Genomic DNA, 26812 nt, shown 5'->3' on the forward strand with positions numbered 1-26812 from the left:
CCATTGGTTCCCTTGATCCGCCTGATCCGGTCGGGTGGCTTGATCTGTTCGATCAGGTTGATCAAGGGCAACCTAGCAAGTACCGGGCCGGTGAGGGAGGTTGCGGGGGTTACGGGTGGGTTTCCGCGCGGCCTACGCGCGTGGTTCCTGCATCGTTGCGCAGTGGATGCCGCCCCCTCCTCCCATCAGGCGCGTCACGTCCAGTTGCACCACCTCGCGGCCCGGGAACGCCGCCGCCAGCGCCCTGCGTGCGCCCTCGTCCGTCCTGCGGTCGCCGAAGCGTGCGGTGATCACTCCGCCGTTCACCACATGGAAGTTGAGGTACGAGTCGACCAGGCCGGGGTTGGCCGTACGGATTTCCCCGGGTCCTTCGACCTCGATGATCCGCAGGCGGCGGCCCCGCGCGTCGCGCGTCCGGGACAGGATCGCCAGTTGTTCGCGGGCGTCCTTCGCCCAGATGTCCGTACGGCCTCGCGGCGGCACCTGCACCATCACCACGCCGGGGCGCACGAACCGCGACGTGACGTCGATGTGGTCGTCGGTGATGTCCTCGCCCTCGATGCCGGGCACCCAGATCATCTTCCGTGCGCCGTACGCCCGGAGTACGTCCGCCTCGATCTCGTCCCGCGTCCTGCCGGGGTTCCTGTTGGCGTTGACCAGGCTGCTCTCCGTCGCCATCAGCGTGCCGTCGCCGTCGGTCTCCACCGCGCCGCCCTCGCCGACGAAGCCCGCGCGCGTGAAGTCGCGTCCGGTGCGCGCGGCCACCCCGCGCGCCACCCGGGCGTCCCTGCCGTGGCGCTGCTTGCCGCCCCAGCCGTTGAAACCGAGGCCCACCGTGTCCACGCCGCCCTCGCCGTCCGTGCGGAACACCGCGCAGGTGTCCCGCATCCACAGGTCGTCCGTGGGGATGGAGTCCAGCACCGTGACTGTCCGGCCGCACCTCGCCCGCGCCCGCGCCGCCGACCGCTCGTCCGGCGCACACATGATCACCGGTTCGTACGCCGCCACCGTCCTCGCGATCAGCGCGATGTCCCGCTGCACTCCCGGGAGGTCGCCGCCCCAGATCGTCCGGGACGTCGGCCAGGACATCCAGGTGCGTACGTGGGGGGTCTCGTCCGCCGGTACCACCATCCCGCGCCGAGCCCGGCCCTCCGCGGCACTCCCCCCGTCCCGGGGTGTCGAGCGGGCCACAGCGGCCAGGGTCCCGCCGAGCCCCGCCACCGCCGCCCCCGCACCGGCCGCCCACAGCACACCCCTGCGGGAAGGGCGGGCGCGCGACGTGCGGCTGCCCCCGCGATCGACCTGCGGCTCGTTCATCGGTGCCTCCAAGGCGAGTACGTGCGTCACTCCACTGTGCGGCTGACTGAATTTTCAGTCAAGTTCGATGACGGGGCGGTGGGTGGGGCGGGAGGTGGTGCGTGCGATGTCGGGGGCGGGCGTCTGTCGGGGCGCGCCCCTAGTTCCCACTCGGGCCCAGTTCCAGTTCGTACGCCTCCCGCAGCAGCCCCCGCGCCCGTTCCAGCTCCAGGGAGCCCGCGAGCCAGCGGCCGCTCAGGCCCTCCACCAGGGACGTGAGGCGTTCCGCCGCTGCGGGGGCGGTGACCTCGGCGCGTACCGTGCCGGCGTCCTGCGCCGCGCGGATGAGGTCGGCCGCGTACTCGACCCACTCCGCCGTCGCCCGGCGCAGTTGCTCGCGCAGCTCGGGGTCGAACTTGGCGCTCGCCTGGAACTCGCCCCACGCCGTGCTGTTCTCCACGACCCCGGGTTCGTCCCGCAGCTCCAGGAGCAGCATCTGCTCCAGGTGGGTACGGGGGTCCTCGGCGGCGCCCCCCTCAGGTTCCGTGTAGTGCTCGGCGCGGTCGTTGATGAAGGCGAGGGTGCGGCGCATCAGGCCCGCGCGGTCGCCGAAGTGGTAGTAGATGAGGCCCGTCGAGACGGACGCCTCGGCCGCCAGTTCCTCCACCCGCAGGCCGCGGACCCCGGTGCGGGCGATGAGGCGGGTGGCGGCTTCGAGGATCTGGGTCTGGCGCTTGGACACCCGGCCACGATAGCCGGGGGCGTGCGCCCTTTTCCCTGCGCCTTTCTTTGCGCCTTCCCTGCGCCTTCCCTGCGCCTTCCCTGCGCCCGGCGCACGACTCCGCCGCGCGCCGGGTCGCCCGGGCCGCCGTACTCAGCCCCGCCCGAGTACCCGTACGGATGCCCCCGCGCCGCGCCGCCACCACCCTTGCGGGCATGACGAAACCTCTGCGGAACCTCAAATGGGCAGTCCTGCGGGGCCTGTTGCGCACCGCCGGGCGCGGCTTGTAGTCGAGCATGGTGCCGCTGTCGAAGCCGTACCGGTAGCCGGTCCTGATGCCGCGCGAGCTACCTCCAGGACCTTGCGGCCGAGTACGGGCCCGGGCGGCTGCGGGTCGTGTGCCGGGACCTGGTCCCGTCCGGGCTGCGGCAGGGCGAGCGGCTCGCCCGTGAGCGCGGGCTCTCCCATGTCTCGTACGAGATCGGGGACGCGCTCGACCCGAAGGCGCCGGACGCGGGGGCACCCGACGTCGTCGTGGTGTCCGGTCTTTACGAGTTGCTGCTCGACGACGAAGTCATCCGGGAGTCGATCGAGCGCTTGCGGGGGTTGCTCGCGCCCGGCGGAACCCTCGTCTTCACCACCCAGACCCGCCACCCGCAGCTCGACCTCATCGCCAACGTGCTCCCCAACAGGAACGGGCAGCCGTGGGTGATGAAGTGCCGGGACGTCGCCCTGGCCGAGGGGTGGGCGCGCGCTGCGGGCTTCGGTGAGGTGGCCAGTCGGCGGGAGGGGGTCGGGTTGTTCACGGTGACTGTGTGCGGGGGGTAGGGGGCGGGTGCGGTCGTCGGGGTGGGTGATCGCCCCCCAGGCCTACGCCGATGCCTTCTTCCGCGGCGCCGCCTTCTTCGCCGTCGCAGTACTCTTCTTCGCCGCCGACTTCTTCGCCGCGGTCTTCTTGGTCTCGGTCTTCTTGGTCTCGGTCTTCTTCCCCGTCGCCCCGGCGGATGATCCCGTCGCCGTCTTCTTCCCCGCCGACCCGGCGGCCGATCCCGCCCCCGTCTTCTTCGCGGTGCTCTTCGCCGTGCTCTTCTTGGGAGCCGCGGCCGTGGACTTCGCCGCCGTTCCGGCGGTCTTGGCAGTCCCGGCGGTCTTGGCAGTCCCGGCGGTCTTGGTAGTCCTGGCGGTCGACTTCTTTCCGCCCACCTGCTTGGGGGCGGTCGGCGCCGACTTGCGGGCCGGGCTCTTCGAGGTGCGGGAGCCGCGGGAGTGGATCGACGTCACCTCGGCGTCCCGCCCCCGGCCCGACCCCTCGTCGGGCTTCTCGCCGCGGGCGGCGCGGACGCTGTTCTCCAGGGCGGCCATCAGGTCGATGACCTTGCCGCCGCCCTCCTCCGCCGCGGGCTCGGGCGCGGCGGCCCCGTCGCCCTCGACCTTGGCGGCGATCATCTCCTCCACCGCGGCGCGGTAGTCGTCGTGCAGGGAGTCCAGGTCCACCTCGCCGAGGGTGTCCATCAGCGCGTCCGCCAGGTCGAGTTCCGCGTCGCGCACCTTCACGCCGGTTTCCGGGCCGACGCTGTCGGCGGCACGGATCTCGTCCGGCCAGAGCAGGCCGTGCATGGCGATCACGTCGTCGACGACCCGCAGCATGCCGAGCCGTTCGCGCCCGCGCAGCGCGAACCTGGCGACGGCCACCTTCTCGCTGCGCTTGAGCGCCTCGCGCAGGAGCGTGTACGGCTTGGCGGCCGGTACTCCGTTGGCGGACAGGTAGTACGAGGTGTCCATCTGGAGCGGGTCGACGGAGTCGGCCGGTACGAAGGCGACGATCTCGATGGTCTTCGCGGTCGGGAGCGGCAGTGCGGCCAGGTCGTCGTCCGTGATCGGGACGACCGAGCCGTCCACGTCCTCGTACCCCTTGCCGATCTCGGCCGTCGGCACCTCGTGGTCCTCCAGCTCGCACACCTTGCGGTAGCGGATGCGGCCGCCGTCCTCCGTGTGGATCTGGCGGAAGGAGACGGCGTGGTTCTCCGTGGCGTTCATGAGCTTGATCGGGATGTTGACCATGCCGAAGGAGATGGCGCCGTTCCAGATGGACCGCATGGGGAGCACCTTTCGGCGAGTGTCAGTGGCTGAGCCCACTACCTTTGCCCCGGTTTCGTGGGATTCTCATCGTATGACGCCCATCACCGAGGTGGAGGGGCGGCGGCTCTCGCTCAGCAACCTGGACAAGGTCCTCTACCGGGCGAGCGGGTTCACCAAGGCCGAGGTCCTGCACTACTACGCCACCGCCGCCAAAGCCCTGCTCCCCCATCTGCGTGACCGTCCCGTCTCCTTCCTGCGCTTCCCCGACGGGCCCGACGGCCAGCAGTTCTTCGCCAAGAACGTGCCGCCGGGTACCCCCGACTGGGTGCGGACGGCCGAGGTGGTGCGGTCGGACGGGACCACCCGGCAGATCCTTGTGCAGGACCTGCCGACGCTGATGTGGGCGGCCAACCTGGTCACCGAGTTCCATACGCCGCAGTGGCGCGCGGACGCGGCGGGGCTCGCCGACCGGCTCGTGCTCGACCTCGACCCCGGGCCGCCCGCGGACGTCGTGCAGGCGTGCGAGGTGGCGCTGTGGTTGCGTGAGCGGCTCGCGGCGGACGGCTTCGCGCCCTGCGTCAAGACGTCCGGCAGCAAGGGGCTGCATCTGCTCGTACCGCTCAAGCCCGTCGCGTCCGCCGACGTCACCGCGTACGCGAAGGGGCTCGCGGTGGAGGCCGAGCGGGCGCTGCCACGGCTCGTGGTGCACCGGATGACGCGGAGCCTGCGGCCGCGGAAGGTCTTCGTCGACTTCAGCCAGAACGCGGCGGCGAAGACCACCGCCACGCCCTACACCCTGCGGGCGCGCGCCGAGCCCACGGTGTCCACACCGGTCTCCTGGGACGAGGTGACGGAGTGTCTCGACCGCCGCGACCCGGATCTGCTGGTCTTCCGCGCGCCGGACATCGCGCCCCGCCTGGAGCGGTACGGGGATCTGCTCGCGGCGCTGTTCGACCCGGACCAGGCCAGGGCACTGCCCGCCCCGGCATGACCGGGGCCCGTCCGCGGTCAGACGCGCTGCCACGTCCTGCGGTCCCGCGCCAGCGCGTGCAGTGCCTCGACGTCCGCCGGCTTGAGGACGCCGCCCGCGTGGGCCAGTGCGGGCAGGTCGCGTTCGAGCAGGACCCGGACCTCCCGGGGGGTTACGGCGACGTCCACGTCCACCGCCCCCACCGGTACGAGCACCGCCCGCACCTCCGCCGTCAGCGCGAACGACGCCCGCCCGGCGTCCGCCCGCAGGTCCCGTAACAGCGGTACCGGCTGGTTCCGCCCCACGGTCACCATCGGGTCGGCCATCCGCACCCGCTGCCTGCGCACCGGCAGTGTCCGTACGCAGAACAGGCCGCCAGGACCGATCAGCAGGTGGTGCAGGCGGCCCCCGCCGGGCAGGCCGATCGAGTGCAGGGCGTGCCAGCCGACCGCGTCCAGGCGGTCGAGGGCGTCACCCACAGTTGTCTCCGCCGCGAGCGCCCGCTGCCGCGGGTCGGACCGCAGCTTGCGCGGGGGCGGCGGGTCGCGGTCGATGGCGATGCGCAGGGCCTCCCCCGGCCGGTTCGGCGCGAGGTCGTCGTCCGGGTGGAGGGTGAGCCTGGCCAGCTCCGCGGGGGTGGGCACGGGGGGCGGCCCCACCGTGACGTTCCCCGTCAGGAACGGCGCGAGGACGTCGAGGACGTCCGCCTCACGGTCGGCGTTCAGCAGGTTGACCCGGGCGGCGTCCCGGTCGTACCAGGCCACACTTCTGCCGTCCGTCCGGCAGACGTAGAGCCGCTCGTGTCCGTGCCGCCACGCCGGTACGACGCGCAGTCCGCTCATGCCCCATCACCCCACGTCCCCATGTCCCATCGCCCCCGCCCCATGACCATGGGAGCAGCCCGGACGCCGCTCCGGCAAGAAGCTGGTGGCCGCGCACGGAAGTTGACGCCGATTCGCCCCGCGTTCGCCACCCCGGGACGGTCCGCGCGCCATGTCGGCACCCGCCCCGTAACAACACTGCCCGCACAGCTATGGCCCCCTGTTACAAAGCCGCCGAGTCGCCGCAACGGCGAACGCCTAGCTTCGTGACGGTCACCGTCACCCTCACCGCTCCGCCCAGTCAAGGAACGCACCGTGAGCCTCCGCCGCCGCACCTCCGTCCTCCGTACCGCCGCCGTCACCATGCTCGCGGGCGGGGCGCTGCTGCTGCCGGTCGCCGCCGCGTCCGCCGACGATGCCGCGGGGGCCTCCGCCGCCGCCTCCCGGCCCGGCGCGACGCGGACCGTCGTCCCGGTTCGGGGTCCCGGCGCCGGGGCCGTCCTGCCCGAAGGCGGGGTGGTGGCGGGCGCGGACGGCGTGGACACCACCACGAACCCGGCGTTCCTGGTGGCGGGCGGGGCCATGGCGGCCGCGGGCGCCGGGGGCCTCGGGTTCGCCCTGGTCCGCCGGGGCCGCACCGACGCCTGAGCGCGACGGCACCGCCGCGCGTCCGCAACCGCGCGTGCGGGCGGCTCCACGGCGACGTCAGAGGTCCGGGAGGTCCAGCAGGTCGACCGGGAGATCCAGCAGGTCGACAAGGAAGACTTTCCAACCCATAAGGTGTACGGGGCGACCGATCCGCCGGAGCCGCGCCTCGTGACCTGCGGCAGCCCCATGACGACGCCTCGCACGAGGCACCCGCGAGCAGGAGTGCCAGTTGAACCGCAGCCGCAGCCGCGACCGCAGCAGCAGCGGCAGCGGCAGGCCGCGCCGCCGCGGTCCCGTGCGTCGCGGCGCGCCCGCGGCCGCGGCGGTGCTCGCGCTGTCCGCGGCCGCCCTCGCGGGCTGCGGCGACCCCGGCGACCTGCGCGGCGCGGGCACCACCCCGACGGCCGTCGGCCCGACACGGCTGTGGCCCGACCTGCCGCCCGCGTCCTCGCCCGTCGGTGACTACGGCGAGGCCGACACAGAGGTGGTCAAGGGCGTCCGCGTGCCCGGCGGCGATCTGCGCAAGGTCGACCCCCTCGCCGTCGTCAGGGCGGAGGTGGCCGCGAACCCCGACGTCTACAGCGGTCCCGACGCGCTCTACAAGGAAACCGTCAGAGCCCTGAAGGACTGCGGCGACCGTTCCGAGGACTGCCCGGTCCTGAAGGCCTACTACCGCGATTTCACCGGTGACGGGAGCGACGACCTCGTCATCGGCATCCGCATGCCCGAGGAGCAGCTCGCCGTCCGCGTCTACGCGATGGAGAAGGGGCTCCTCACCCAGATCATGGGCACGTCCGACGCGGTGCTCGGCGTCGAGCTCGCCGGGCGCGCCCTGGTGGTGCGCGCCGTCTCCGGCATCCCCGGGTACGAGTACCGCACGGCCTGGTCCTGGGACCGGCACCAGCGCGCGATGCTGCCCACCCGCGACGAGATCCTGCGCTCGTCTGACGCGCCACGGTCCAAGGGCGTCCGCAGCCAGGCGCCCGCCCTGACCGAGGGCCCGGAACCCGCGCCGGGCCCCGGGGAGACCTCCGGCCCGGCGGCCCCCGCTCCCGCTCCCGGCGAGAGCCGCAGGCCGACGCCCGGTCCGAGCGGCGGCGACGGCACGGACGGAGGCACATGACCGCCCGCCCCGGGTCCGGGGCCTCCGGTGCCGAGACCTCTCGCCCCGAGCCCGAGGCCACCCGTGTCGAGCCCGAGGCCCACCGCCTCGGGTCCGGGGCCTCCGGTGCCGAGTCCCAGGCCCACCGACCCGAGCCCGAGCCCTCCGGTGCCGAGGCCGCCCGCCCCGAGTCCGAGGCCTCCCGTGCCGAGTCCCAGGCCACCCGCCCCGAGCCCGAAGCCTCCCGTGCCGAGTCCCAGGCCCACCGCCCCGCGCCCGAAGCCTCCCGTGCCGAGTCCCAGGCCCACCGCCCCGCGCCCGAAGCCTCCGGTGCCAAGTCCCAGGCCCACCGCCCCGCGCCCGAAGCCTCCGGTGCCGAGACCTCCCGCCCCGAGTCCCAGGCCACCCGCCCCGAGCCCGAGGCCCACCGCCCCGAGCCCGAGGCCACCCGTGTCGAGTCCGGGGCCCACCGCCCCGGGTCCGAGGCCTCCCGCCCCGAGTCCGGGACCTCGGGGGCCTCCCGCGCCGATGTCGGTGCCTCCCGCCGTGAGGCCGGTACCGCGCCGTCGCGCCCCCGCGGCCTCCTGCGGCGCCTTACGCGCCTGCCGCGGCTGCCCTTCCGGCTGCCCGCCTGGACGGCGACCCTTGCCTGGAAGGCGGCGGTGTTCATCGCCGTGATGTGCTGCGCGCTCGCGGCGCTGCTCGGCGTCCTCGTCCACGTGGCGGTGACCAACCAGACCGTGGGGCAGGCCCGCGACCGTGCCCTGACCCGGCTGGACGACGCCACCGAGCAGTACGAGGCGGGCGGGCGGCTCGACCCCGGCGCGGGCATCGACCCGCCGGGGCTTCCGGAGCCGCTGCGCGACCTGGCGGTGGGCGGGGAGCGCGGCACGATGGTCGGTGACCACGACGAGCGTCCGACGGTGTGGGCGGCGGGCCCCGCGGACGGCCGGCGCGCGATCGCGGTGCAGGTGGACTACGCGCAGGGGGCCCGCACCATCGACGGCCTCGACCGGGCCATCCTCGGCTCGTCCGTGCTCGCGATCGGGGCGACGCTGCTTGTCGGCGCGTTCGCGGTGACGCGGGTGACCAGACGCCTGCATCTGACGGCCCGGGTCGCGCGCCGCATCAGCGCGGGCGACCTGGACGCGCGCGTGCACGACCCGCGCACCCGGGACGCCGACCGCCACCAGGACGAGGTGGCCACGGTGTCCGGCGCCCTGGACACGATGGCCTCGTCGCTGCAGGGCAAGCTCCTGAGCGAGCAGCGGTTCACGGCGGACGTGGCGCACGAGCTGCGCACTCCCCTGACCGGGCTGCACGCCGCCGCCGAGCTGCTGCCGCCCGGCCGCCCCACGGAGCTGGTGCGGGACCGGGTGTCGACGCTGCGCACGCTCACCGAGGACCTCCTGGAGATCTCCCGGCTCGACGCGCGCAGTGAGCGCGTGGACCTCGACGCGGTCCGGCTCGCTCCACTGGCCGAGCGGGTGGTGCGCGCTTCCGGGGGCGAGGTGGAACTGCGGATCGTGCGGGACCTCGTGGTGGACACGGACGAGCGGCGCCTGGAGCGGGTGCTCGGCAATCTCGTCGGCAACGCGCTGAAGCACGGGGCGCCGCCGGTGATCCTCACCGTGGACGGACCCGTGATCACCGTGCGGGACCACGGCCCCGGCTTCCCCGGCTATCTGGTCGACCACGGGCCGCAGCGGTTCCGTACGGAGGGGACGAGCAAGGGGCACGGGCTCGGTCTCACCATCGCCCTCGGGCAGGCCACGGTCGTGGGGGCACGCCTGATGTTCTCCAACGCGACGTGGGGCACGGGGGCGGTGGCGGTCCTCACCCTTCCGTACGAGGAGTCGGCCGACGGTGCCGCCGCGGGGCCCGGGACGGCACCGAGCGGGACCACCTGACCGCCCGACCGCCCGACCTCCTGGCCGTCCGGCCGCCCAACCGTGTGGCCGCCCGGCCGCCTCACCCCCGGCCGCCTGACCCCCTGCCCGCCCGGCTCACCGCCCGTACGGCCCACCCGGCCACCTGACCGCCCGTGACCTTTTGCGTACTCAGCGTGTCGCTTTTAGTGTGCATTTGCGGCCTTTGGCCAATCGTTCCCCCGTCCCCTCACTCCTCTCCCAGGAGGCCCCGATGGCCCTTCGTCCCCGCTCCTCCGTCGCCACCCGCCTGTCCATAGTCCTGGCCGGCGGCGCCCTCGCCGCCGCCACCGTGCTGACCGCCGCGCCCGCCGCCGTCGCCGACGACGCGAACAACAACCCGCCGGTCTACAAGGGGCGGGTCACCGCCAAGAGCGGGCTGCTCCTGCGCGACGCGCCGACCCGGGGCAGCAGGGTCATCAGGCACGAGCCGCACGGCAAGATCGTGCACATCCACTGCAAGACGCGCGGCCAGTACGTGCACCACAACGACCGCTGGTACCTCCTCACGGACGGCACCTGGGCGTGGGGCGCGGCGCACTACATCGACAACATCGGGCCCGCACCACGCTGGTGCTGACCCCGCACCAGGGCCGACGCCCCACCAGGACACCGGCGACATAACCGGACATCGGACCCACCGCTTGCTACGTTCCCGGCATGACCGGAACAGCAGCGGAGTCCACCCCCGTCCCCGCTGTCCGTGTCCCGCGGCGCCGTGGCACCGAACTCGCGCTGATCGTCGTGGCCGTACTCCTGTCCGTGTACGGCTACTGCGAGGTGGGTCTGGCCCGCAGCGGCTCCGTCCCGCCCGGCGCCGCCGGTTACGGCGCCGGGCTCGGGGTGCTCGCCCTGCTCGCCCACGGGGCGGTCCGGCTGCGCGCCCCGTACGCCGACCCGCTGCTGCTCCCCATCGCCGTGCTGCTCAACGGACTCGGCCTGGTCCTGATCTACCGCCTCGACCTGGAGACGCCCGGCGACCGCGCGGCCCCCGCCCAGTTGATCTGGTCGACGGTGGGCGTCGCGCTGTTCATCGCCGTCGTGCTGCTGCTCCGCGACCACCGCGTGCTGCGCCGCTACGCCTATCTGTCGGTGGTCACGGCGCTCGTCCTCATGATCGTGCCGATCTTCTTCCCCGCGGTGAACGGCGCCCGCATCTGGATCCGGGTCGGCGGATTCTCCTTCCAGCCCGGCGAGTTCGCCAAGATCCTGCTCGCGGTCTTCTTCGCCGGCTATCTCGCGGCCAACCGCACCGCGCTCGCGTACTCCGGCCGCACCGTCCGGCGGTTCACCCGACTGCAACTGCCCACCGGACGGGTGCTCGGCCCGATCGTGGCGATCTGGCTGCTCAGCGTCGGCGTGCTGGTCCTGGAGCGCGACCTCGGCACCTCGCTGCTGTTCTTCGGACTCTTCGTGATCCTGCTGTACGTCGCCACCGGGCGCACCGGGTGGATCGCCGTCGGCCTGCTGCTCGCGGCGGTGGGCGCGTTCGCCGTGGGCTCGCTCGAACCGCATGTGCACAGCAGGGTCCAGGACTGGCTGCACCCCTTCGCGTCCATCGAGGCCGGGCAGGGCCCGAACCAGCTCGCCCAGTCGCTGTTCGCGTTCGCGGCGGGCGGCGTGCTCGGCACCGGGCTCGGCCTCGGGCACTCCGTCCTCATCGGCTTCGCCGCCAAGTCGGACTTCATCCTGGCCACCGCGGGCGAGGAGCTCGGCCTCACCGGACTCTCGGCGATCTTCCTCCTGTACGCCCTGCTCGTGGAGCGCGGCTACCGGGCCGGCCTTGCGCTGCGTGACCCGTTCGGGCGGCTGCTCGCGATCGGTCTCGCGTCGATCGTGGCGCTCCAGGTGTTCGTGATCGCGGGCGGCGTGACGGGCCTCATTCCGCTGACGGGCATGGCCATGCCGTTCCTGGCGCAGGGCGGGTCGTCCGTGGTCACCAACTGGATCATCGTGGCGCTGCTCATCCGGGTCAGCGACTCGGCACGCGCCCAGCCCCCGCACGGCCCCGGCGACCAGGAGGACGGCCGCAGGTGACCAAGTACATCCGGCGGGCCGCCGCGCTCTGCGCCCTGCTCCTGGTGGCGCTGCTCGTCAACGCCACCCGCATCCAGGTCGTCGACTCCGGGACGTACGACAGCAATCCCGCCAACCGCCGCGAGGACATCGCCCGCTACGACCAGGCGCGCGGCGACATCCTGGTCGGCGGCAGGGCCGTCACCGGCTCCCGGGACACCGGCGAGCAGCTCCGCCACGAACGCACGTACACGAACGGGCCGTTGTACGCGCCGGTGACCGGCTTCGCCTCGCAGGTGTACGGCACCACGTTCCTTGAGCACGCCGAGGACGACCTGCTCGCGGGCACCGACCCCATGCTCGCCCCGCTGCCCCTGTGGAACGACCTGGCCCGCACCCGCAGCCCCGGCGGCAAGGTCGTCACGACCATCGAACCAGCCGCGCAGCAGGCGGCGTTCGCGGGGCTCGGCGGCAGGAAGGGGGCCGTGGCCGCCCTGGACCCGGCCACCGGCGCGGTGCTCGCCCTCGTCTCCACGCCCAGTTACGACCCCGAGCGCCTCGCGGGCACCGGCAGCGCGGTGACCGGCGCGTGGGCCGCGCTGAACGCCGACCCCGACAAGCCGATGCTCAACCGCGCGCTCGGCCGGACCTATCCGCCGGGGTCGACGTTCAAGGTGGTGACGGCGGCCGCCGCGCTCGACGCGGGCCGGATCTCCGACCTCGACGCCGCCACCCGGTCCCCCGATCCGTACACCCTGCCCGGCACCTCCACCAGCCTCGCCAACGAGGTCGAGGGGTGCGCGGACGCCAGCCTCCGGTACGCCTTCCAGTGGTCCTGCAACACCGTCTTCGCCAAGCTCGGCGTGGACACGGGCCAGGACGCCCTTGCGGGCACCGCGAAGGGGTTCGGCTTCGACAGGCCGGGGCCGCGGGTGCCGTCCCCTGCGGCCCGCAGCACCTTCGACACCGCCACGGACGACGCCCAGCTCGCCCTGTCCGCCATCGGCCAGTTCGACACGCGGGCCACCCCGCTGCAGATGGCGATGGTCGCGGCGGCCGTGGCGGGCGGCGGCTCGGTCAAGGCCCCCCACCTGGTGGACCGGACGACGACCGACGACGGCGACACCGTCGCCACGACTCACACGAAGACGCTCCGGCAGGCGATGAACCCGCGTACGGCGGCACAGTTGCGCGAGCTGATGACGGATGTCGTGGAGGAGGGCACCGGCACGAACGCGGCCATCGACGGCGTGACCGTCGGCGGCAAGACGGGCACGGCCCAGCACGGCGTGGGCAACGCCGGAACCCCCTACGCCTGGTTCATCGCCTGGGCCAGGAAACCAGCGGCCGCCGAACCCTCCGTGGCCGTAGCGGTCGTCGTCGAGGACGCCGCCGCCGACCGCGCGGACATCAGCGGCGGCGGCAGCGCGGCCCCGATCGCCAAGGCGGTGATGGAGGCGACGCTCGCCTCCTAGCCGCCGGACGGCCCGTGCCGCCGGGCCTGGCCGCCGCGCCCGCTGGTCATCGTGCCCGCTGGTCGCCGCTCCCGCTGGACGCCGCGCCCGCTGAACGCCGCCCCTGACTGGTCGCCATGCCTGCTAGTCCCCGAGCTGCGCCGTGGTGTTCGCCCCGTCGATCGCCTCCCTGACGATGTCGGCGTGCCCGGCGTGCTGTGCCGTCTCGCGCAGCAGGCGCAGCACGATCCGCCGCACCGGCCAGCGCGGGACGACGCCGGGTTCCCAGGGTGCCTCGGGCAGCGGCACGACGCGGTCGAGCCCGACGCGCTCCACGGCCTCGTCGGTGGCGCGCGGCCTCCTCGTACGCGGCGAGGAGAGCGGTCGCGCTCACGCCGGGCGGCGACTCGTACTGCTCCATGTCGAACATGCCGGGCGGTGTCCCGCCGGTGCCGCTGCTCAGGACGTGTGTCCAGGAGCGCTCGCCCCGCGTGAGGTGGTTGACGATGCCGCCGAGCGTCAGTTCGCTGACCGTGGCGCGGGCGGCGAGCTGATCGTCGGTCAGGCCGCGCAGGGTGATGCGGAGGGTGTCGCGCTGCTCGCGCAGGGCGGTGAGCAGTTCCTGGGTTTCGGTCATACGGCCACGGTAGAACGCAACTAGGCCACATCTTGACCTAGTTGACGCTCCCTGAGCTCACGCGCTCCCCGCGCTCCCCGCGCCGTCTGCCGCGCCCGACGCGATGGTCGCGGAGACCTCCGCGACCCGATCGCGCTCCTCCGCGGCGAAGCGTTCCGCGTCCAGCTTCTCCGCGATCTCCTCGTCCTGTGCCATCAGCCGGTCGAGGTTGGAGTCACCCATCTCGAACACACCCATGTCGACGTACGCCTGCTGGAGCCGCTTGCCCCACAGGCCGATGTCCTTGACGCAGGGCACGATGCGGCTGAAGAGGAGCTGCCGGAAGAGCTGGAGGTACTCGGAGCGTTCGCTGCACTCCTCGGCGTCCCGTTGGGGGATGCCGAAGTTCTCCAGGACCTCCACGCCGCGCAGCCGGTCGCGCATCAGGTAGCAGCCCTCGATGACGAACTCCTCGCGCTCGCGCAGTTCGGCGTCGCTGAGCTGCTTGTAGTAGTCCCGCAGCGCCATCCGCCCGAAGGCCACGTGCCGGGCCTCGTCCTGCATGACGTACGCGAGGATCTGCTGGGGCAGCGGCTTGTCGGTGGTGTCGCGGATCATGCCGAAGGCGGCGAGGGCGAGACCTTCGATGAGGACCTGCATGCCCAGATAGGGCATGTCCCAGCGGGAGTCGCGCAAGGTGTCGCCGAGCAGCGCCTGGAGGTTGTCGTTGACCGGGTAGAGCATGCCGATCTTCTCGTGCAGGAAGCGGCCGTAGATCTCCGCGTGCCGGGCCTCGTCCATGGTCTGGGTGGCGGAGTAGAGCTTCGCGTCCAGGTCAGGCACGGACTCCACGATGCGCGCGGCGCACACCATCGCGCCCTGCTCGCCGTGCAGGAATTGGCTGAACTGCCAGGAGGCGTAGTGCTTGCGCAGCTCACCGCGCTCGGCCGCGGACATCAGGTCCCAGTAACGGGTGCCGTGGATCGACATGGCCTCGTCGGGGGTGCCGAGCGGGTCGAGGGGGTCCACCTCCAGGCCCCAGTCGATGCGCGTGGCGCCGTCCCACTGCTTGTCCTTGCCCTTCTGGTAGAGCTTGAGGAGGCGTTCGCGGCCTTGGTCGTACTCCCAACTGAAGCGGGCGGCGCCCGTCGCGGGCACCTCCCAGGCGAGGGGGTCCCGGCCGGGGACGCCCTGGTCGTGACCGGCCTTGACGTACAGATCGCGCGTAGACACTGGCGACTCCTCGCGAGTCTCGGCGGCCCCCGCTGCCGCGCAACCGTCCCACAGGGGTTGCTCCTTCGCAGGCTCACACGGTGATGGATGCCGGGTCAACAAGTCGCGCACAAGGGATTGACGGCCTTGCTGACAAGCAGTCTCATAAGACGTGACCCCCGGTAACCCGCTTGAGAGAGCACACGAGAGCAGGAGATCTCATGACGACCGTGGCCGAAGACAGCGAACTTGCGGGTCTGCGGGACGCGCTCGGCCTGCTCAAGGACCGCGAGCAGGTGGCCCAGCGCCTGCTCGAGTCGTCCGCCAGGCACTCCTTCGACCCCGACAAGGAGCTCGACTGGGACGCCCCCGTCGAGGACGGCAAGTGGTTCTGGCCGCCGGAGCTCGTCTCGCTCTACGACACCCCGCTGTGGAGGCGGATGTCCGAGGAACAGCGCATGGACCTCGCCCGGCACGAGGCGGCCTCACTGGCCTCGCTGGGCATATGGTTCGAGATCATCCTGATGCAACTGCTTGTACGGCACATCTACGACAAGTCCGTGACCAGCGCGCATGTGCGGTACGCCCTCACGGAGATAGCCGACGAGTGCCGCCACTCGATGATGTTCGCCCGCATGATCCAGAAGGGCGGGGCGCCGACGTACCCCGTCACCAGGCTGAACCACAACCTGGCCCGCGTGCTCAAGACCGTCTCCACCACCCCCGGCTCCTTCGCCTGCACCCTGCTCGGTGAGGAGATCCTCGACTGGATGCAGCGCCTGACGTTCCCGGACGAGCGGGTGCAGACCCTCGTCCGCGGTGTCACCCGCATCCACGTCGTGGAGGAGGCCCGCCATGTCCGTTACGCCCGTGAGGAGTTGCGGCGGCAGATGGTGACCGCACCGCGCTGGGAGCGGGAGCTGACCCGCGTCAGCAGCGGTGAGGCGGCCCGCGTCTTCTCCCTCGCCTTCGTCAACCCCAAGGTCTACACGGACGTCGGCCTCGACCGGCGCGAGGCCCTGGCCCAGGTCAAGGCGAGCGGCCACCGGCGCGAGGTGATGCAGTCCGGCGCCAAGCGTCTGACGGACTTCCTGGACGACATCGGCGTGATGCGCGGGGTGGGGCGACGGCTGTGGAAGTCCTCGGGCCTGCTCGCCTGAGCGGCCGGGCCCTCGGCGCACCTGCGTCTCCGGAGGCCGCCGCCGCGAACGGCTCTCCGTCTCCGGAGGCCGCCCCCGCGACTGGTTCTCCGTCTCCGGAGGCCGCCGCCGCGACTGGTTCTCCGTCTCCGGAGGCCGCCGCCGCGACCGGTTCTCCGTCTCCGGAGGCCGTCCTCGCGACCGGTTCTCCGTACGAAATCACGGTTACGCTGCGGGACATGACCCAAGCCGTCGGCCCCACCCGCGCGTACCGGCGCCTCAGCGTCGAGGAGCGGCGCAGCCAGCTCCTCGACGCCGCCCTGAATCTCTTCGCGCACCGTGCGCCCGAGGAGGTCTCGCTCGACGACGTCGCGGAGGCGGCCGGGGTGTCGCGGCCACTGGTGTACCGCTACTTCCCGGGCGGCAAGCAGCAGTTGTACGAAGCGGCGCTGCGCACGGCCGCCGACGAGCTGGAGCAGTGCTTCGCCGAACCGCAGGACGGCCCGCTGACCCGGCGCCTCGGCCGTGCCCTCGACCGCTACCTCGCGTTCGTCGACCAGCACGACGCCGGGTTCAGCGCGCTGCTGCACGGCGGCAGCGTCGTGGAGACCTCGCGCACGACCGCGATCGTCGACGGGGTGCGCCGGGCCGCCGCCGAGCACATCCTCGCCCACATGGAGCTGCCCGAGCCGCCGGGGCCGCGGCTGCGGATGACCGTCCGGATGTGGATCACGGCCGTCGAGGCAGCCTCCCTGATCTGGCTCGACGAGGACAAGCAGCCGCCCCTCGACGAGCTGCGGGACTGGCTGGTCGAACAGTTCGTCGCCCAGATCGCCGCCACCGCGGGACGCGACCCGCAGACCGCCGCCGTGGCCGTCCGCGCCCTGTCCATGGAGAGCGCGGAGGGGGCCGTGGGGGAGCTGGTCCGTCGGGTGCTTCCTGTGGTGGCGGAGGCCGCGCACCTGCTGTGAGGGGCCGCGGGGCGGGGCGGTGATCCCGCGGGGCGGCGCGGGGCGGTGATGCCGCGGGGCGGGGCGGTGACGGGATGCTGCGGTGGGGGCGGGTGACACTGGTGCCGTGAAGAGTGAAGACACCCCCTTCGTGGGCGGGCCCCTCGACGGCCGCGTGCTCCCGGTCCTGCTCGGCCCGACCGGGCACCCGCCGAAGGTCTACCGCGTGCCCGTCCCTGACGACGCGGGCGGCGACCCCACGGTCCTCGTGTACCGGCGGGTGCCCGCCGGTCCCGCCCGGCGCTTCGGGCTGCACCCCAACTGGCGGTACGAGTACGACGCCGAGGGCCGCGGGGGCGGGGGCCGCGGGGGCGGGGGTGGCCTCCGTGACCTGAAGTGGCCGTGGTCGAAGTCGGGGTCCGGACGGTATCCGGGCTCCTAGCCTGGTGCGGGCGCCGAGGTCGGTTGTGGGGCGGGGCCGCGGTGGTATGTCCGTGCTCGCGGATCTGGTGCCGGACGTCGGTCCTTGCCGTCCGCTGGGGTGAAGGGCGCTGCGCTCGGACATACCACCACGGCCCCTCCGGTCGGTTCTGCGGCTGGCGGTCCGGTGGGGGCTGGTCCAGTGGGGGCGGTTCTACGGCTCGCGGTCCAGTTAGGGGCTGGTCCGGTGAGGTCGGTTCTGCGGCTGGCGGTCCGGTGGGGGCCGGCCCGGTGGGGGCTTGGTCCGGTGGAGTCGGTTCTGCGGCTGGCGGTCCGGTGCGGGCTGGTCCAGTGGGGGCTTGGTCCGGTGGGGTCGGTTCTGCGGCTGACGGTCCGGTGGGGGCTGGTCCGGTGGGGTCGGTTCTGCGGCTCGCGGTCCGGTGAGGGGCGGTCCGGCGGGAGTGGTTCGGTGGGGGTGGTCGCAAGGCGGCGCGCCGGGGTTTCCTGGACGAGTGACCTCATTGCGCCGACCGCCGACCGCCGGCGGGCGGACCCCGCGGGACGGGCCGATGCTCACGGTGCGCGGCGGACGGCCCGCCGCGCACCGGAGGTGATGTCGTGTCAGGAAGGTTGCTGCGCTGGGTGTGCACCGGGTCCGCGCTCTCCGCGCTGGTCACGGCCGCGCCCCTGGCCCCGTACCCGGCGCACGCGGTGCCGGGTCCCGGTCAGCGCCCCGTCGCCGAACTCCTGACGGACCTCCAGCGCCTCTACCGGCAGGCCGAGGAGTCCACCGAGCAGTACAACGCCGCCGAGGAGCAGCTCAAGGACAAGCGCCGCGAGGTCGCCGAACTCAACCGGGGCCTCGCGCGGGCGCGGGCGGCCGCGCACGACGGCAGGGCGGCGGCGGGCCGCCTCGCCCGCCAGCAGTACCAGAACGGCACCGTGGAGTTCTCCCCCTACGTCCGCCTGCTGCTCGCCCGCAACCCGCAGGGCGCCCTCGACCAGCGGCACGTGCTGCACCGCGCGGGCGCCGAGCGGGCCGCCACCGTCACGCGGCTCGTCGAGGGCGCGCGGAAGGCCGACGGCCTGGCGGGCGCGGCCCGGCGGGCCCTGGCCGCGCAGGAGTCGCTCACGCAGCGGCAGAAGTCCGCCCGCAACAAGGTGCACGCGCGGCTGCGCGAGGTCGAGGGGCTGCTCGCCGCCCTCAGCGCCGACGAGCTGGCCGCCCTGCGGCGGGCCGAGGAGCGGGGCGCCGAGCGGGCGCAGCGCACGCTCGTGGCGTCAGGGGCGCTCGGTCCCGCCGGGGCGGGGCGGGCGCCGTCCGCACGCGGGGCGCGGGCGCTCCGCTACGCCGTCAAGCAGATCGGGAAGCCGTACGCGTGGGGGGCGGAGGGGCCTTCGGCCTTCGACTGCTCCGGCCTCACCCAGCGGGCCTGGGGGGTGGCGGGACGGGGGATCCCGCGGACCAGTCAGCAGCAGTGGGCGCGGTTGCCGCGCGTTCCCCTGCGTAAGCTCCGCCCCGGTGACCTGGTCGTCTACTTCCCCAAGGCCACCCATGTCGCCCTCTACCTCGGCGGCGGCAAGGTCGTCCACGCCCCCCGCCCCGGCACCCGCGTCAAGGTCTCCCCCCTCGCCTCGAACCCCGTCCTCGGCGCGGTGCGGCCCGATCCCCGGGCGGCCTCGGTGTCCGGGTACCGGCCGCCCCGGCTGCCCGCGGGCGCTACGCGCGGGGCGGATGGGGGGTGGGCGGGGTAGGCCCTGCCGGGGCGCTGTCCCTGGGGTTCCGCCCCAGACCCCGTATCGGCGCTTCGCGCCTCGTCCTCAATCGCCGGACGGGCTGGAGTTTCGCCGGTGCGGCGAAGACCTTTCTCCGGTGCGGCGGCAATCTTTTTCCGGTGCGGCGAGAATCTTTCAGCCCGTCCGGCGTTTGAGGACGAGGCGCGAAGCGCCGACAAGCGGGGGGCCAGGGGGCGGCAGCCCCCTGGTTACGGGAAAGGGGCGGGCCTGGGGGCTACGCAGCCGCGACCTCCGTCAGGTACTTCTCCGTGAGCCCCGCGTCGTAGAAGTACTTCTCGAAGTCGGCCGGATCGTTGAAGCCGTTGGCGAACCGGTCGGCGACCGCCTGGATGCCCCCCGCGGCGCCGAGGAGCCCGAGGACGTGCTCGGGCGGCACCCCCAGCATGGCGTTGGTCCACTTCGTGACGTGCCGCGCGGTGTCCCAGTACCGGTCGAAGGCCCCCTGCATCCACTCCTCGTCGAAGGGCCGGTCCCCGTGGGCCACGATCGACGCCAGGTAGGAGGCCGCGCACTTGGCTGCGGAGTTGGAGCCCTGCCCGGTGACGGGGTCGTTGGCGACGACGACGTCACCGACGCCGAGGACGAGCCCGCCGGACGGCAGCCGCCCGATGGGCTTGCGCACGGTGGGGGCGTACCGCCCGGACAGAGTGCCCCCGGCGTCGGTGAGCTCGACCCTCGTGGCCCGGGCGTACTCCCAGGGCACGAACTTCTCCAGGAGCCCGAGGGTGAGCGCGAGGTGCTCGCCGGGGTCCTGCACGCCCTGGAAGACGTCGAGCGGACCGCCGGGAACGCCCTCCCAGAAGAGGATGTCGGCGCGGCCGGACGTGGTGAGCGTCGGCATGACGAAGAGCTCGCCCACGCCGGGCACCAGGTTGCACCGCACGGCGTCGAACTCGGGATGCTCGGGGCGCGGCCCGAGCCCGTGGACGTACGCCACGGCGAGCGCCCGCTGCGGCGCGTCGTACGGCGAGCGCTCCGCGTCCCGCGCGAACATCGACACCAGCTCGCCCTTGCCCGCGGCCACCAGGACCAGGTCGTACGTACGGGAGAAGTAGTCGAGGTCGGAGACCGCCGCGCCGTGGATGACGAGCTGCCCGCCGCGCCGCGCGAACGTCTCCATCCAGCCGGCCATCTTCACGCGCTGGTCCACGGACTGCGCGCGCCCGTCGAGCCTGCCGACCCAGTCGATGACGCGGGCCGAGTCGGGGCCCGCGACGGAGACGCCCACGCCCTCGATGTCCGGGGCCTGGGACTCCCAGAAGTTCAGCTCCAGGTCGCGCTCGTGCTGGAGCGCCGTGTGGAACATGACTTGCGTCGACATGACCCGGCCGGACCGTATCTCGTCCGCGGTGCGGTTGGACATCAGGGTGACCTCGTACCCCTTGGACTGGAGGCCGAGTGCGATCTGCAGGCCGGACTGACCGGCTCCGACGATGAGTATCTTGCGCATGGTGCTGGGTCCTTCTGTTCGGGGCGGCCGTGAGGGGGCGGCGGTCCGTGCGTGCTACTCGGGGGTGGCGTCCAGCGCGTGGCCGACGAGGGCGAGCAGCGACTCGATCACCTGGATCCGCTGCCGCGCGTCCATGATCAGGACGGGTACGCGGTCGGGCACCGTCAGCGCCTCGCGCACGTCCTCGGCCTCGTACCTCTCGGTGCCCTCGAAGTGGTTGACGGCCACGACGTAGGGCAGCCCGCAGCTCTCGAAGTAGTCGAGCGCCGGGAAGCAGTCGGTGAGGCGGCGGGTGTCGGCGAGCACGACGGCGCCGATCGCGCCGCGTACGAGGTCGTCCCACATGAACCAGAAGCGCTGCTGGCCCGGCGTGCCGAACAGGTACAGGACGAGGTCGTCGTCCAGGGTGATGCGGCCGAAGTCCATGGCGACCGTGGTCGTGGTCTTCTCCGGGGTCGCGCTCAGGTCGTCGGTGCCGGCGCTCGCCTGCGTCATCAGCGCCTCCGTCTGGAGTGGCGTGATCTCGGAGACGGCGGTGACGAGGGTCGTCTTGCCCACGCCGAAGCCGCCCGCGACGACGATCTTCGTGGCGACCGGCGCGCGGGAGCGGTCGGTCTGCCACGGCTGCAACTCCTCCTCGGCTTCGAGGAGTTCGGCCGGGGCGGGGTCAGAGACGGCGGAGTCCACTCAGCACCCTTTCGAGCAGTGCGCGGTTCGGCTGCCCGGGGCCGTGGCCCGTTCCGTACACGCGGATCTTTCCCTGGTCGGCGAGGTCGCTGAGGAGTACGCGGACCACGCCGAGCGGCATCTTCAGAAGCGCGGAGATCTCGGCGACCGTACGCATCCGGCGGCAGATCTCGACGATGGCCCGCATCTCCGGCATCCCCCGGAACGCCGACGCGTCCCCCTGGGCGAGCTCGCGCCGCTCCTCGGGGGCCTCGATGGCGGGGTTGGCGGCGACGAACGTCTCGACGAGCAGCACATGGCCGAACCGGGTGCGGCCGCCGGTCAGCGAGTACGGGCGCACCCGCGCGGGCTTACGGTCGCCGCCGCGCACCGGCAGTTGCGGCGCGGCGCTCATCAGGCGCTCTCCATCGACTGGCGCAGCTCGCTGCGGAGTTCGGGCGTCAGGACGTGTCCGGCCCGGCCGACGAACAGCGCCATGTGGTACGCGACGACCGTCATGTCGCAGTCGGGCGTCGCGTGCACACCCAGCAGCGAGCCGTCGCTGATCGCCATCACGAACAGGCTGCCCTCCGCCATGGCGACGACGGTCTGGCGTACCTTGCCGCCGTCCATCAGACGGGCCGCACCGACTGTGAGGCTGCCGAGCCCGGACACGATGGTGGCCAGGTCGGCGCTGGAGCCCCTGGGCCCGGTCGGGCTCGTCGCGGGGCGGCGCTCGGCGTTGCGCGCGGGGTCGGAGGAGAGCAGCAGGAGGCCGTCGGACGAGACGACGGCGACCGAGAGGATGCCGGGCACCTCGTCGACCAGGTTGGTCAGGAGCCAGTGCAGATTGCGGGCCTCGCTGCTGAGTCCGTACGCGAGGGGCTCGTTCGCGAGGGGCTCGTTCGCGAGGGGCTCGTCCGCGGGGCGCTCGTCCGCGGGGCGCTCGTCCGCGTCGGGCTCCTTCGCCCCGTCGGGCGCTGTGGGCTTGGTGGAAGAACCGGGCGTGCGCATGGGCGCAGTCAACTGCTTGCCTCCTCGACTGAGTCCCCCGGAACATCTGCGGCACGATTGCCTTCGGTGCGGTTGCTTTCGGTGCGGCCGCTTTCGGTGCGGCCGCTTTCGGTGGTGTCAGCGGCGCGGTGGCCTTCGGTGGCGCGGTCGCCTTCGGCACGGCGGCCTTCGGTGCGGCGGACTCCTGTGGTGCCTGCGACTCCGGCCAGCTCCGCCGCCACGTCGCGGCGGCCGCTGCTCGCCCCCCGCTGGAATCCGCCGAGGCGGCGGCGCAGCTCCTCGGGGTCCACCGCGGCCCGTGGCGCGGGCTCGGCTCCCCCGGCGGGCGCGCTGACCTTCGGGGTGCGCTTCGGCAGCCCCTTGGAGGTGAGGACCTGGGGGGCGGCGTCCGGCGCGGGTCGGTCGTGCTGCCCCTCTTGCTGTCCGTCGTGCTGTCCGTCGTACTGCCCGTCGTGCTCCGCGGCCGGTACGGGCCTCGGCTCCGGTACGGACGCGGGCCTGCGCGGAAGCGGGGGCTCGCGTACGGGTACCTCGTCCCGCGGCAGTTCCTCCGCCGGGAGTGCGGCGTCGGGCTCCGACGGGGACTGCGCGGCCGGCTTCGGGCGTGCCTCCTGCTCCGGCCGGATCTCGTCGTCCGGCCGCGCGTGCGGCTCCGACTCGTCCGGGTGGTCGGCCGGGACGGGCGGTGCCAGGAGTTCGAGTGTCGTCTCCGCGGCGGCGATCAGGGGGTCCCGGTCGCCCGCGCGGGAGGGCAGGACGTTGGAGTTGGCCTCGGCCTCGGAGCCGGGCAGGTGCACGAGCGGCCCCTCGGCGGCGGTGCCGGGGTCCGGGCGTGGCGCCTCCACGGCGGGCGGCTCGGCGAGGACCCCGTGGGGCAGCACGACGACCGCGGCCACGCCCCCCTGCTTCTGTTCGCGCAGCCGCACCCGCGCCCCGTGCCGGGCGGCGAGCCGGGCCACCACATAGAGGCCGAGCCCGAGTCCCTCGTCGCTCTCGTGGTCGTAAGCGTCGGCGGCGGAGAACTCCGCGAGCCGCGCGTTGAGTTCTTCGAGCCGGTCGGGGCCGACGCCGATGCCCTCGTCCTGTACGGAGAGCATGACCTCGCCGTTCTCCAGGTGCCAGCCGGAGACTTCGACGGTGGCGTCGGGCGGTGAGAAGGAGGTCGCGTTCTCCAGGAGTTCGGCGACCAGGTGGCTGATGTCGTCGGCGGCGAACCCGGCGATGTGGGCGTGCGGCGGAAGCACCGCGATGCGGACCCGCTCGTACCGCTCGATCTCGCTGACCGCGGCGCGTACGACGTCGACGAGCGGTACGGGCCCGGCGTGCTGGTGGCCGTGCTCGGCACCGGCGAGTACGAGCAGGTTCTCGCTGTGCCTGCGGGTGACGGTGGCGAAGTGGTCGAGCTTGAAGAGCGTGGCGAGGCGGTCGGGGTCCTGCTCGCGATCCTCCAGGCTCTCGATGACGGCGAGCTGCCGTTCGACGAGGCCGAGCGTGCGCAGCGCGAGGTTCACGAACGTGCCGTGGATGCCGCGCCGTACGCGGTCCAGGTGGACGGCGGCGTCGGCGAGTTCGGCGCGCAGCGCGTCGCGCTCGTCGGCCATGGCCTGCCGCGCGTCGGCCATCGTCTGCCGCTGCCCGATCAGGTGCTTGCGGTCGGACTCCAGGGTGGTGAGGCGTTCCTGCAGGGCGACGGCGTGGCCGTGCAGGGAGTTGACGCACCGTACGACGGCGGCGAACTCGTCGTCGCGGCCGGTGAAGCGCACCGGCTCCTCGGTCGCGGGCGCCGCCGCGACGCGCGCCGAGCCCAGGCGCAGCACGGCGAGCGGCCGGGTCAGCGAGCGGGCCGTCCCCATGCACACGCCGACGGCGAGGAGCAGCAGTCCGCCGACGAGCGCGATGCGCAGCTCCAGGGCGGTGACGTCCTTGTCGCGCAGTTCAGCGAGGCTCTTGGTGCGCTCACCGGCGAGCGCGTTCTCGGCGCTGCGCATGGCTTCGATGCGCGCGGTCAGCGCGGCGTCCAGCTTCCCGCGGTCCAGGCGCCGGTCGGCGGCGGAGAGCCGGGGCTCGTCGGTGAGGCGGGTCAGATACTGCTCGGCGGTGGTCACGCCGTTGCCGGTGACGGTCGACTCGTAGGTGTCGCGGTCCTTGGCGGGCGCGGAGTCGTCGAAGTCGGCGAGTGCGGCGAGCTCCCGTACGTGGGCCTGCTGGGCGGCGGCACTGAGGCGGTCGCGGCGGCCGTCCTCCTCGCTGTCGCCGCCCGCCGAGCCGGACGAGACCGGCAGGCCGGTGACGGGGTCGACGGTGCTGCCGGTCGACGCGGGGCGGGGCACGGCGAGCGCGGCGAGGAGCAGACCGCGCGCGGCACCGGCCTGGTCGACGGCGTGGTCGAGGTCGGCGACGGCGTACGTTCCCGAGCCCGCGCGCGGCGGGAGTTTCTCGGCGAGGTCGCGGGTGAGGCCGTGCAGTTCGTTGATGGCCCTGCCGTACGCCTTGTGGGCGTCGAGCGCGCTGGTCCTGCCGGTGAGGGCGGTTCTGCGCACCGACGCGAGGCGGGCGAGGTCGCGGCGCAGCCCGGCGGTGACGGAGCTGTTGGTGTTCGCGTCGGCCGCGGCCTCGCGCAGCTCCTCCGTCCGCCGGTCCACGCGGGCGCTGCGGTCCTCGGAGAGACCTTTGCCTTCGGGTCGGCCCGCGGCGATGTACGCGGTGACCTCGTCGCGCTCGTCGGCCAGGGAGTGACTGAGCGTGATGGCCTGCTGGGTGAGCTCGGAGAGCGTCACCAGGCTCTGCGACTCGTTCAGTTGACTCGACGCGCTGACGACCACCGGCGCTCCTGCTCCGGCGACGGTGGCGGCGACGACGAGTACGGCGATGAGGAGCCGGTTGCGGACGCGGGCTCTGGGGGGTGCGGGTGGGGTGGGGTGGTGAGGTGTGGCCGGGGGCTCCGCGTGGGGCGTGGGGCGCTCGTCGGGGGAGGGTGCGCCGGGGCCATGGGGCTGTGCGCCGGAGCCATGGGGTTGTGCGCCGGGGGACGGCGTGCCCGCGTCGTGCTCCGGAGTACGGTCCGCGGCGGCGGCCCCCCGCTTCGCGGGTGAGGTCACGCCCTGCGGGTTCCCTTCCGGGGCCTTCTGCCTGCCTTCGCGCCGAGGCCGCATCTCTTGCACCGGTGCTCGCATTCCTGTTTTCGTCCGCCCTAGGGCCCGGGTGACGATCCGTCAACGCGAGCGCTCCCGGCCTGGATCCCGACCTTCGCAGACGATTCCAGTGCCGGTGCGCGGCAGTCGCGCATCGCCTGCCTGGCCACCTGAAGGAGTGAACATCGACAGGGAGTTGGTGGGCAAGTCACCCTGAGTGGCCTGGGGGCAGCCCGCGGTGGCCCGGTTGGACGTCCGTGGGCGGCTTTGGCAAGATGCGCCGCCACACTCTCGCCGGAGCGGTTCATTCCGATGGAAAACCGGCTCCTGACCTGCCGCTGTCTCTCTCATCACGCCCGTGCGCTCCGTCCCGGAAGCCGGTGCGGACCTCGTGCAGACTGACGGCATGCGCATCGAACTGGCCACCGAGCCCGGCGACCCGAACCGCCCCAACGAGGACTACGCATCGGTGGCGCTCCCCGCGTCCGGGCAGGGCGGATCGCTGGTGCTCCTCGACGGTGTGACGCCTCCCCCGGAGGACGTGGGCTGCCTGCATTCCGTTCCCTGGTTCACCGCCCGCCTCGGCGGCGCGCTGAGCGAACTGTCCGTTTCACGCCGGGATATGACGCTGTCTGAGATTCTCGCGACGGCCATCTCGCGCACCGCGGACACCCACCGTGACACCTGTGACCTTTCTCACCCACGTACCCCGCAGGCAACGGTGGTCCTCGCGCGGTGGGACGGGGAGCGGTTCGAGCATCTCGTCCTCTCGGACTCGGCGCTGCTCGTCGCGGGCCCCGACGGCACGGTCGAGGCGGTCCTGGACCAGCGGCTCGCCCAGCTTCCGCCGGCGGTCGGCGCGCTGCGCGACGAGGTGCGGGCGCTGCCGCGGGGCTCGGCGGAGCGCGAGGCCGCCGGTGGCCGGTACGCCGCCGCTGTCGAGGCCCTGCGGAACGCCGAGGGCGGCTTCTTCACGGCCGCGGCGGATCCCGCGTCGGCGGCCCTCGCGGTCACCGGCGAGCGGCCGCGCTCCGCCGTCACCGCGTTCGCGGCCCTGACCGACGGCGCCGGACGCTGGGTCGAGACGTTCCGCGAGGGCGACTGGGCGGAGTGCCTCGCGCTGCTGCACAAGAGCGGCCCACAGGCACTCGTCGACCGCGTACGGGAGGCGGAGCGCGCCGACCCGGACGGCACCCTGTTCCCACGCGGCAAGCGGCATGACGACGCTGCGGTGGTGTTCGCGGAGTTGTGAGGGGGGTGCTGCGGTGGGCGGGGGCGCGGTGCCGGGGGGCGCGGTCCCGGGGTGCGCGGCGCCGGGGGGCGCGGTCCCGGGGGGGGGCGCGGTCCCGGGGTGCGCGGTCCCGGGGGGCGCGGTCCCGGGG

25 protein-coding genes are annotated in these 26812 nt (G+C 73.3%); 14 read left to right on the forward strand and 11 right to left on the reverse strand.

Annotation, left to right across the window (positions count from 1 at the left end):
• Positions 1-132: 132 nt before the first annotated feature.
• Both IG78_RS0126360 and IG78_RS0126365 read right to left on the reverse strand, forming a co-directional pair.
• A complete protein-coding gene (locus tag IG78_RS0126360) occupies positions 133-1317 on the reverse strand; it encodes an agmatine deiminase family protein (protein WP_030567456.1) in 1185 nt (394 codons plus the stop codon).
• Positions 1318-1456: 139 nt separating this feature from the next.
• A complete protein-coding gene (locus tag IG78_RS0126365) occupies positions 1457-2038 on the reverse strand; it encodes a TetR/AcrR family transcriptional regulator (protein ID WP_030567458.1) in 582 nt (193 codons plus the stop codon).
• A 375-nt stretch (positions 2039-2413) separates the two neighbouring features.
• Here IG78_RS0126365 and IG78_RS0126370 point away from each other — a divergent pair, with 375 nt between their 5' ends.
• Positions 2414-2845: a class I SAM-dependent methyltransferase family protein gene (locus IG78_RS0126370; protein WP_249926139.1), complete on the forward strand. Its 432-nt coding sequence runs from the start codon at positions 2414-2416 to the stop codon at positions 2843-2845.
• 42 nt (positions 2846-2887) lie between these two features.
• Here the strand turns inward: IG78_RS0126370 and ku are convergent, their stop codons facing one another.
• Entirely contained in the window at positions 2888-4114 is a 1227-nt protein-coding gene (ku, locus tag IG78_RS0126375) for a non-homologous end joining protein Ku (protein ID WP_030567462.1), read from the reverse strand.
• A gap of 73 nt (positions 4115-4187) precedes the next feature.
• On the opposite strand from ku, the gene ligD reads away from it, so the two are divergent.
• Positions 4188-5087, forward strand: a complete 900-nt coding sequence (ligD, locus tag IG78_RS0126380) for a non-homologous end-joining DNA ligase (RefSeq protein WP_030567464.1) — start codon at positions 4188-4190, stop codon at positions 5085-5087.
• A 17-nt stretch (positions 5088-5104) separates the two neighbouring features.
• Here ligD and IG78_RS0126385 read toward each other — a convergent pair whose 3' ends face one another.
• Entirely contained in the window at positions 5105-5908 is an 804-nt protein-coding gene (locus IG78_RS0126385) for a nuclease-related domain-containing protein (RefSeq protein WP_030567466.1), read from the reverse strand.
• 294 nt (positions 5909-6202) lie between these two features.
• Between IG78_RS0126385 and IG78_RS48370 the strand changes: the two genes are divergently transcribed.
• The 6 genes from IG78_RS48370 to IG78_RS0126415 all read left to right on the forward strand — a co-directional run bounded on the left by IG78_RS48370 (position 6203) and on the right by IG78_RS0126415 (position 13056).
• On the forward strand, positions 6203-6535 hold the full coding sequence (locus IG78_RS48370; RefSeq protein WP_030567467.1) for a hypothetical protein: 333 nt from the start codon (positions 6203-6205) through the stop codon (positions 6533-6535).
• 229 nt (positions 6536-6764) lie between these two features.
• On the forward strand, positions 6765-7658 hold the full coding sequence (locus IG78_RS42685) for a hypothetical protein (protein ID WP_078965403.1): 894 nt from the start codon (positions 6765-6767) through the stop codon (positions 7656-7658).
• Between the two features lie 581 nt (positions 7659-8239).
• Positions 8240-9547 (forward strand): ATP-binding protein, encoded by a 1308-nt coding sequence (locus tag IG78_RS0126400; RefSeq protein WP_404827718.1) that lies wholly within the window; start codon positions 8240-8242, stop codon positions 9545-9547.
• A gap of 232 nt (positions 9548-9779) precedes the next feature.
• Positions 9780-10145, forward strand: coding sequence for an SH3 domain-containing protein (locus IG78_RS0126405; RefSeq protein WP_030567472.1), 366 nt, complete (start codon positions 9780-9782; stop codon positions 10143-10145).
• A gap of 80 nt (positions 10146-10225) precedes the next feature.
• On the forward strand, positions 10226-11602 hold the full coding sequence (locus tag IG78_RS0126410) for an FtsW/RodA/SpoVE family cell cycle protein (protein WP_037685981.1): 1377 nt from the start codon (positions 10226-10228) through the stop codon (positions 11600-11602).
• Complete coding sequence (locus IG78_RS0126415; RefSeq protein ID WP_030567476.1) at positions 11599-13056, forward strand: penicillin-binding transpeptidase domain-containing protein; 1458 nt, start codon at positions 11599-11601, stop codon at positions 13054-13056. The genes IG78_RS0126410 and IG78_RS0126415 overlap by 4 nt, the downstream gene beginning before the upstream one ends.
• 46 nt (positions 13057-13102) lie before the next feature.
• Here the strand turns inward: IG78_RS0126415 and IG78_RS52755 are convergent, their stop codons facing one another.
• Positions 13103-13609 (reverse strand): mycothiol transferase, encoded by a 507-nt coding sequence (locus IG78_RS52755; RefSeq protein ID WP_404827719.1) that lies wholly within the window; start codon positions 13607-13609, stop codon positions 13103-13105.
• On the opposite strand from IG78_RS52755, the gene IG78_RS51635 reads away from it, so the two are divergent.
• Positions 13532-13696, forward strand: a complete 165-nt coding sequence (locus IG78_RS51635) for a hypothetical protein (protein WP_225882184.1) — start codon at positions 13532-13534, stop codon at positions 13694-13696. The genes IG78_RS52755 and IG78_RS51635 overlap by 78 nt on opposite strands.
• Positions 13697-13729: 33 nt before the next feature.
• Here IG78_RS51635 and IG78_RS0126425 read toward each other — a convergent pair whose 3' ends face one another.
• Positions 13730-14884: a ferritin-like domain-containing protein gene (locus IG78_RS0126425; protein WP_030567478.1), complete on the reverse strand. Its 1155-nt coding sequence runs from the start codon at positions 14882-14884 to the stop codon at positions 13730-13732.
• A gap of 200 nt (positions 14885-15084) precedes the next feature.
• Between IG78_RS0126425 and IG78_RS0126430 the strand changes: the two genes are divergently transcribed.
• The 4 genes from IG78_RS0126430 to IG78_RS0126445 all read left to right on the forward strand — a co-directional run bounded on the left by IG78_RS0126430 (position 15085) and on the right by IG78_RS0126445 (position 19127).
• Positions 15085-16023 (forward strand): AurF N-oxygenase family protein, encoded by a 939-nt coding sequence (locus IG78_RS0126430; RefSeq protein ID WP_030567480.1) that lies wholly within the window; start codon positions 15085-15087, stop codon positions 16021-16023.
• A 218-nt stretch (positions 16024-16241) separates the two neighbouring features.
• A complete protein-coding gene (locus IG78_RS0126435) occupies positions 16242-16973 on the forward strand; it encodes a TetR/AcrR family transcriptional regulator (protein ID WP_030567482.1) in 732 nt (243 codons plus the stop codon).
• A 106-nt stretch (positions 16974-17079) separates the two neighbouring features.
• A complete protein-coding gene (locus tag IG78_RS0126440; RefSeq protein ID WP_030567484.1) occupies positions 17080-17394 on the forward strand; it encodes a hypothetical protein in 315 nt (104 codons plus the stop codon).
• A 596-nt stretch (positions 17395-17990) separates the two neighbouring features.
• A complete protein-coding gene (locus tag IG78_RS0126445; protein ID WP_030567486.1) occupies positions 17991-19127 on the forward strand; it encodes a C40 family peptidase in 1137 nt (378 codons plus the stop codon).
• 256 nt (positions 19128-19383) lie between these two features.
• On the opposite strand, the gene IG78_RS0126450 is transcribed toward IG78_RS0126445, so the two are convergent.
• From IG78_RS0126450 to IG78_RS0126470, 5 genes are all read right to left on the reverse strand, one after another.
• Positions 19384-20619, reverse strand: coding sequence for a styrene monooxygenase/indole monooxygenase family protein (locus IG78_RS0126450; protein WP_030567488.1), 1236 nt, complete (start codon positions 20617-20619; stop codon positions 19384-19386).
• A gap of 54 nt (positions 20620-20673) precedes the next feature.
• Complete coding sequence (locus IG78_RS0126455) at positions 20674-21306, reverse strand: GTP-binding protein (protein WP_030567490.1); 633 nt, start codon at positions 21304-21306, stop codon at positions 20674-20676.
• Positions 21287-21700 carry a DUF742 domain-containing protein gene (locus IG78_RS0126460; RefSeq protein ID WP_030567492.1) on the reverse strand — a complete coding sequence of 138 codons (414 nt, stop codon included), beginning with the start codon at positions 21698-21700 and terminating at the stop codon, positions 21287-21289. The genes IG78_RS0126455 and IG78_RS0126460 overlap by 20 nt, the downstream gene beginning before the upstream one ends.
• Entirely contained in the window at positions 21700-22134 is a 435-nt protein-coding gene (locus IG78_RS0126465; RefSeq protein WP_030567494.1) for a roadblock/LC7 domain-containing protein, read from the reverse strand. Before IG78_RS0126465 ends, IG78_RS0126460 begins: the two co-directional genes overlap by 1 nt.
• A 173-nt stretch (positions 22135-22307) precedes the next feature.
• Complete coding sequence (locus tag IG78_RS0126470) at positions 22308-25472, reverse strand: sensor histidine kinase (protein WP_404827717.1); 3165 nt, start codon at positions 25470-25472, stop codon at positions 22308-22310.
• A 364-nt stretch (positions 25473-25836) separates the two neighbouring features.
• Between IG78_RS0126470 and IG78_RS0126475 the strand changes: the two genes are divergently transcribed.
• Positions 25837-26682 carry a protein phosphatase 2C domain-containing protein gene (locus IG78_RS0126475; RefSeq protein WP_030567498.1) on the forward strand — a complete coding sequence of 282 codons (846 nt, stop codon included), beginning with the start codon at positions 25837-25839 and terminating at the stop codon, positions 26680-26682.
• The last annotated feature ends 130 nt before the right edge of the window (positions 26683-26812 follow it).

This window comes from Streptomyces aureocirculatus (assembly GCF_000720475.1).
GTDB classification, from domain to species: domain Bacteria; phylum Actinomycetota; class Actinomycetes; order Streptomycetales; family Streptomycetaceae; genus Streptomyces; species Streptomyces aureocirculatus.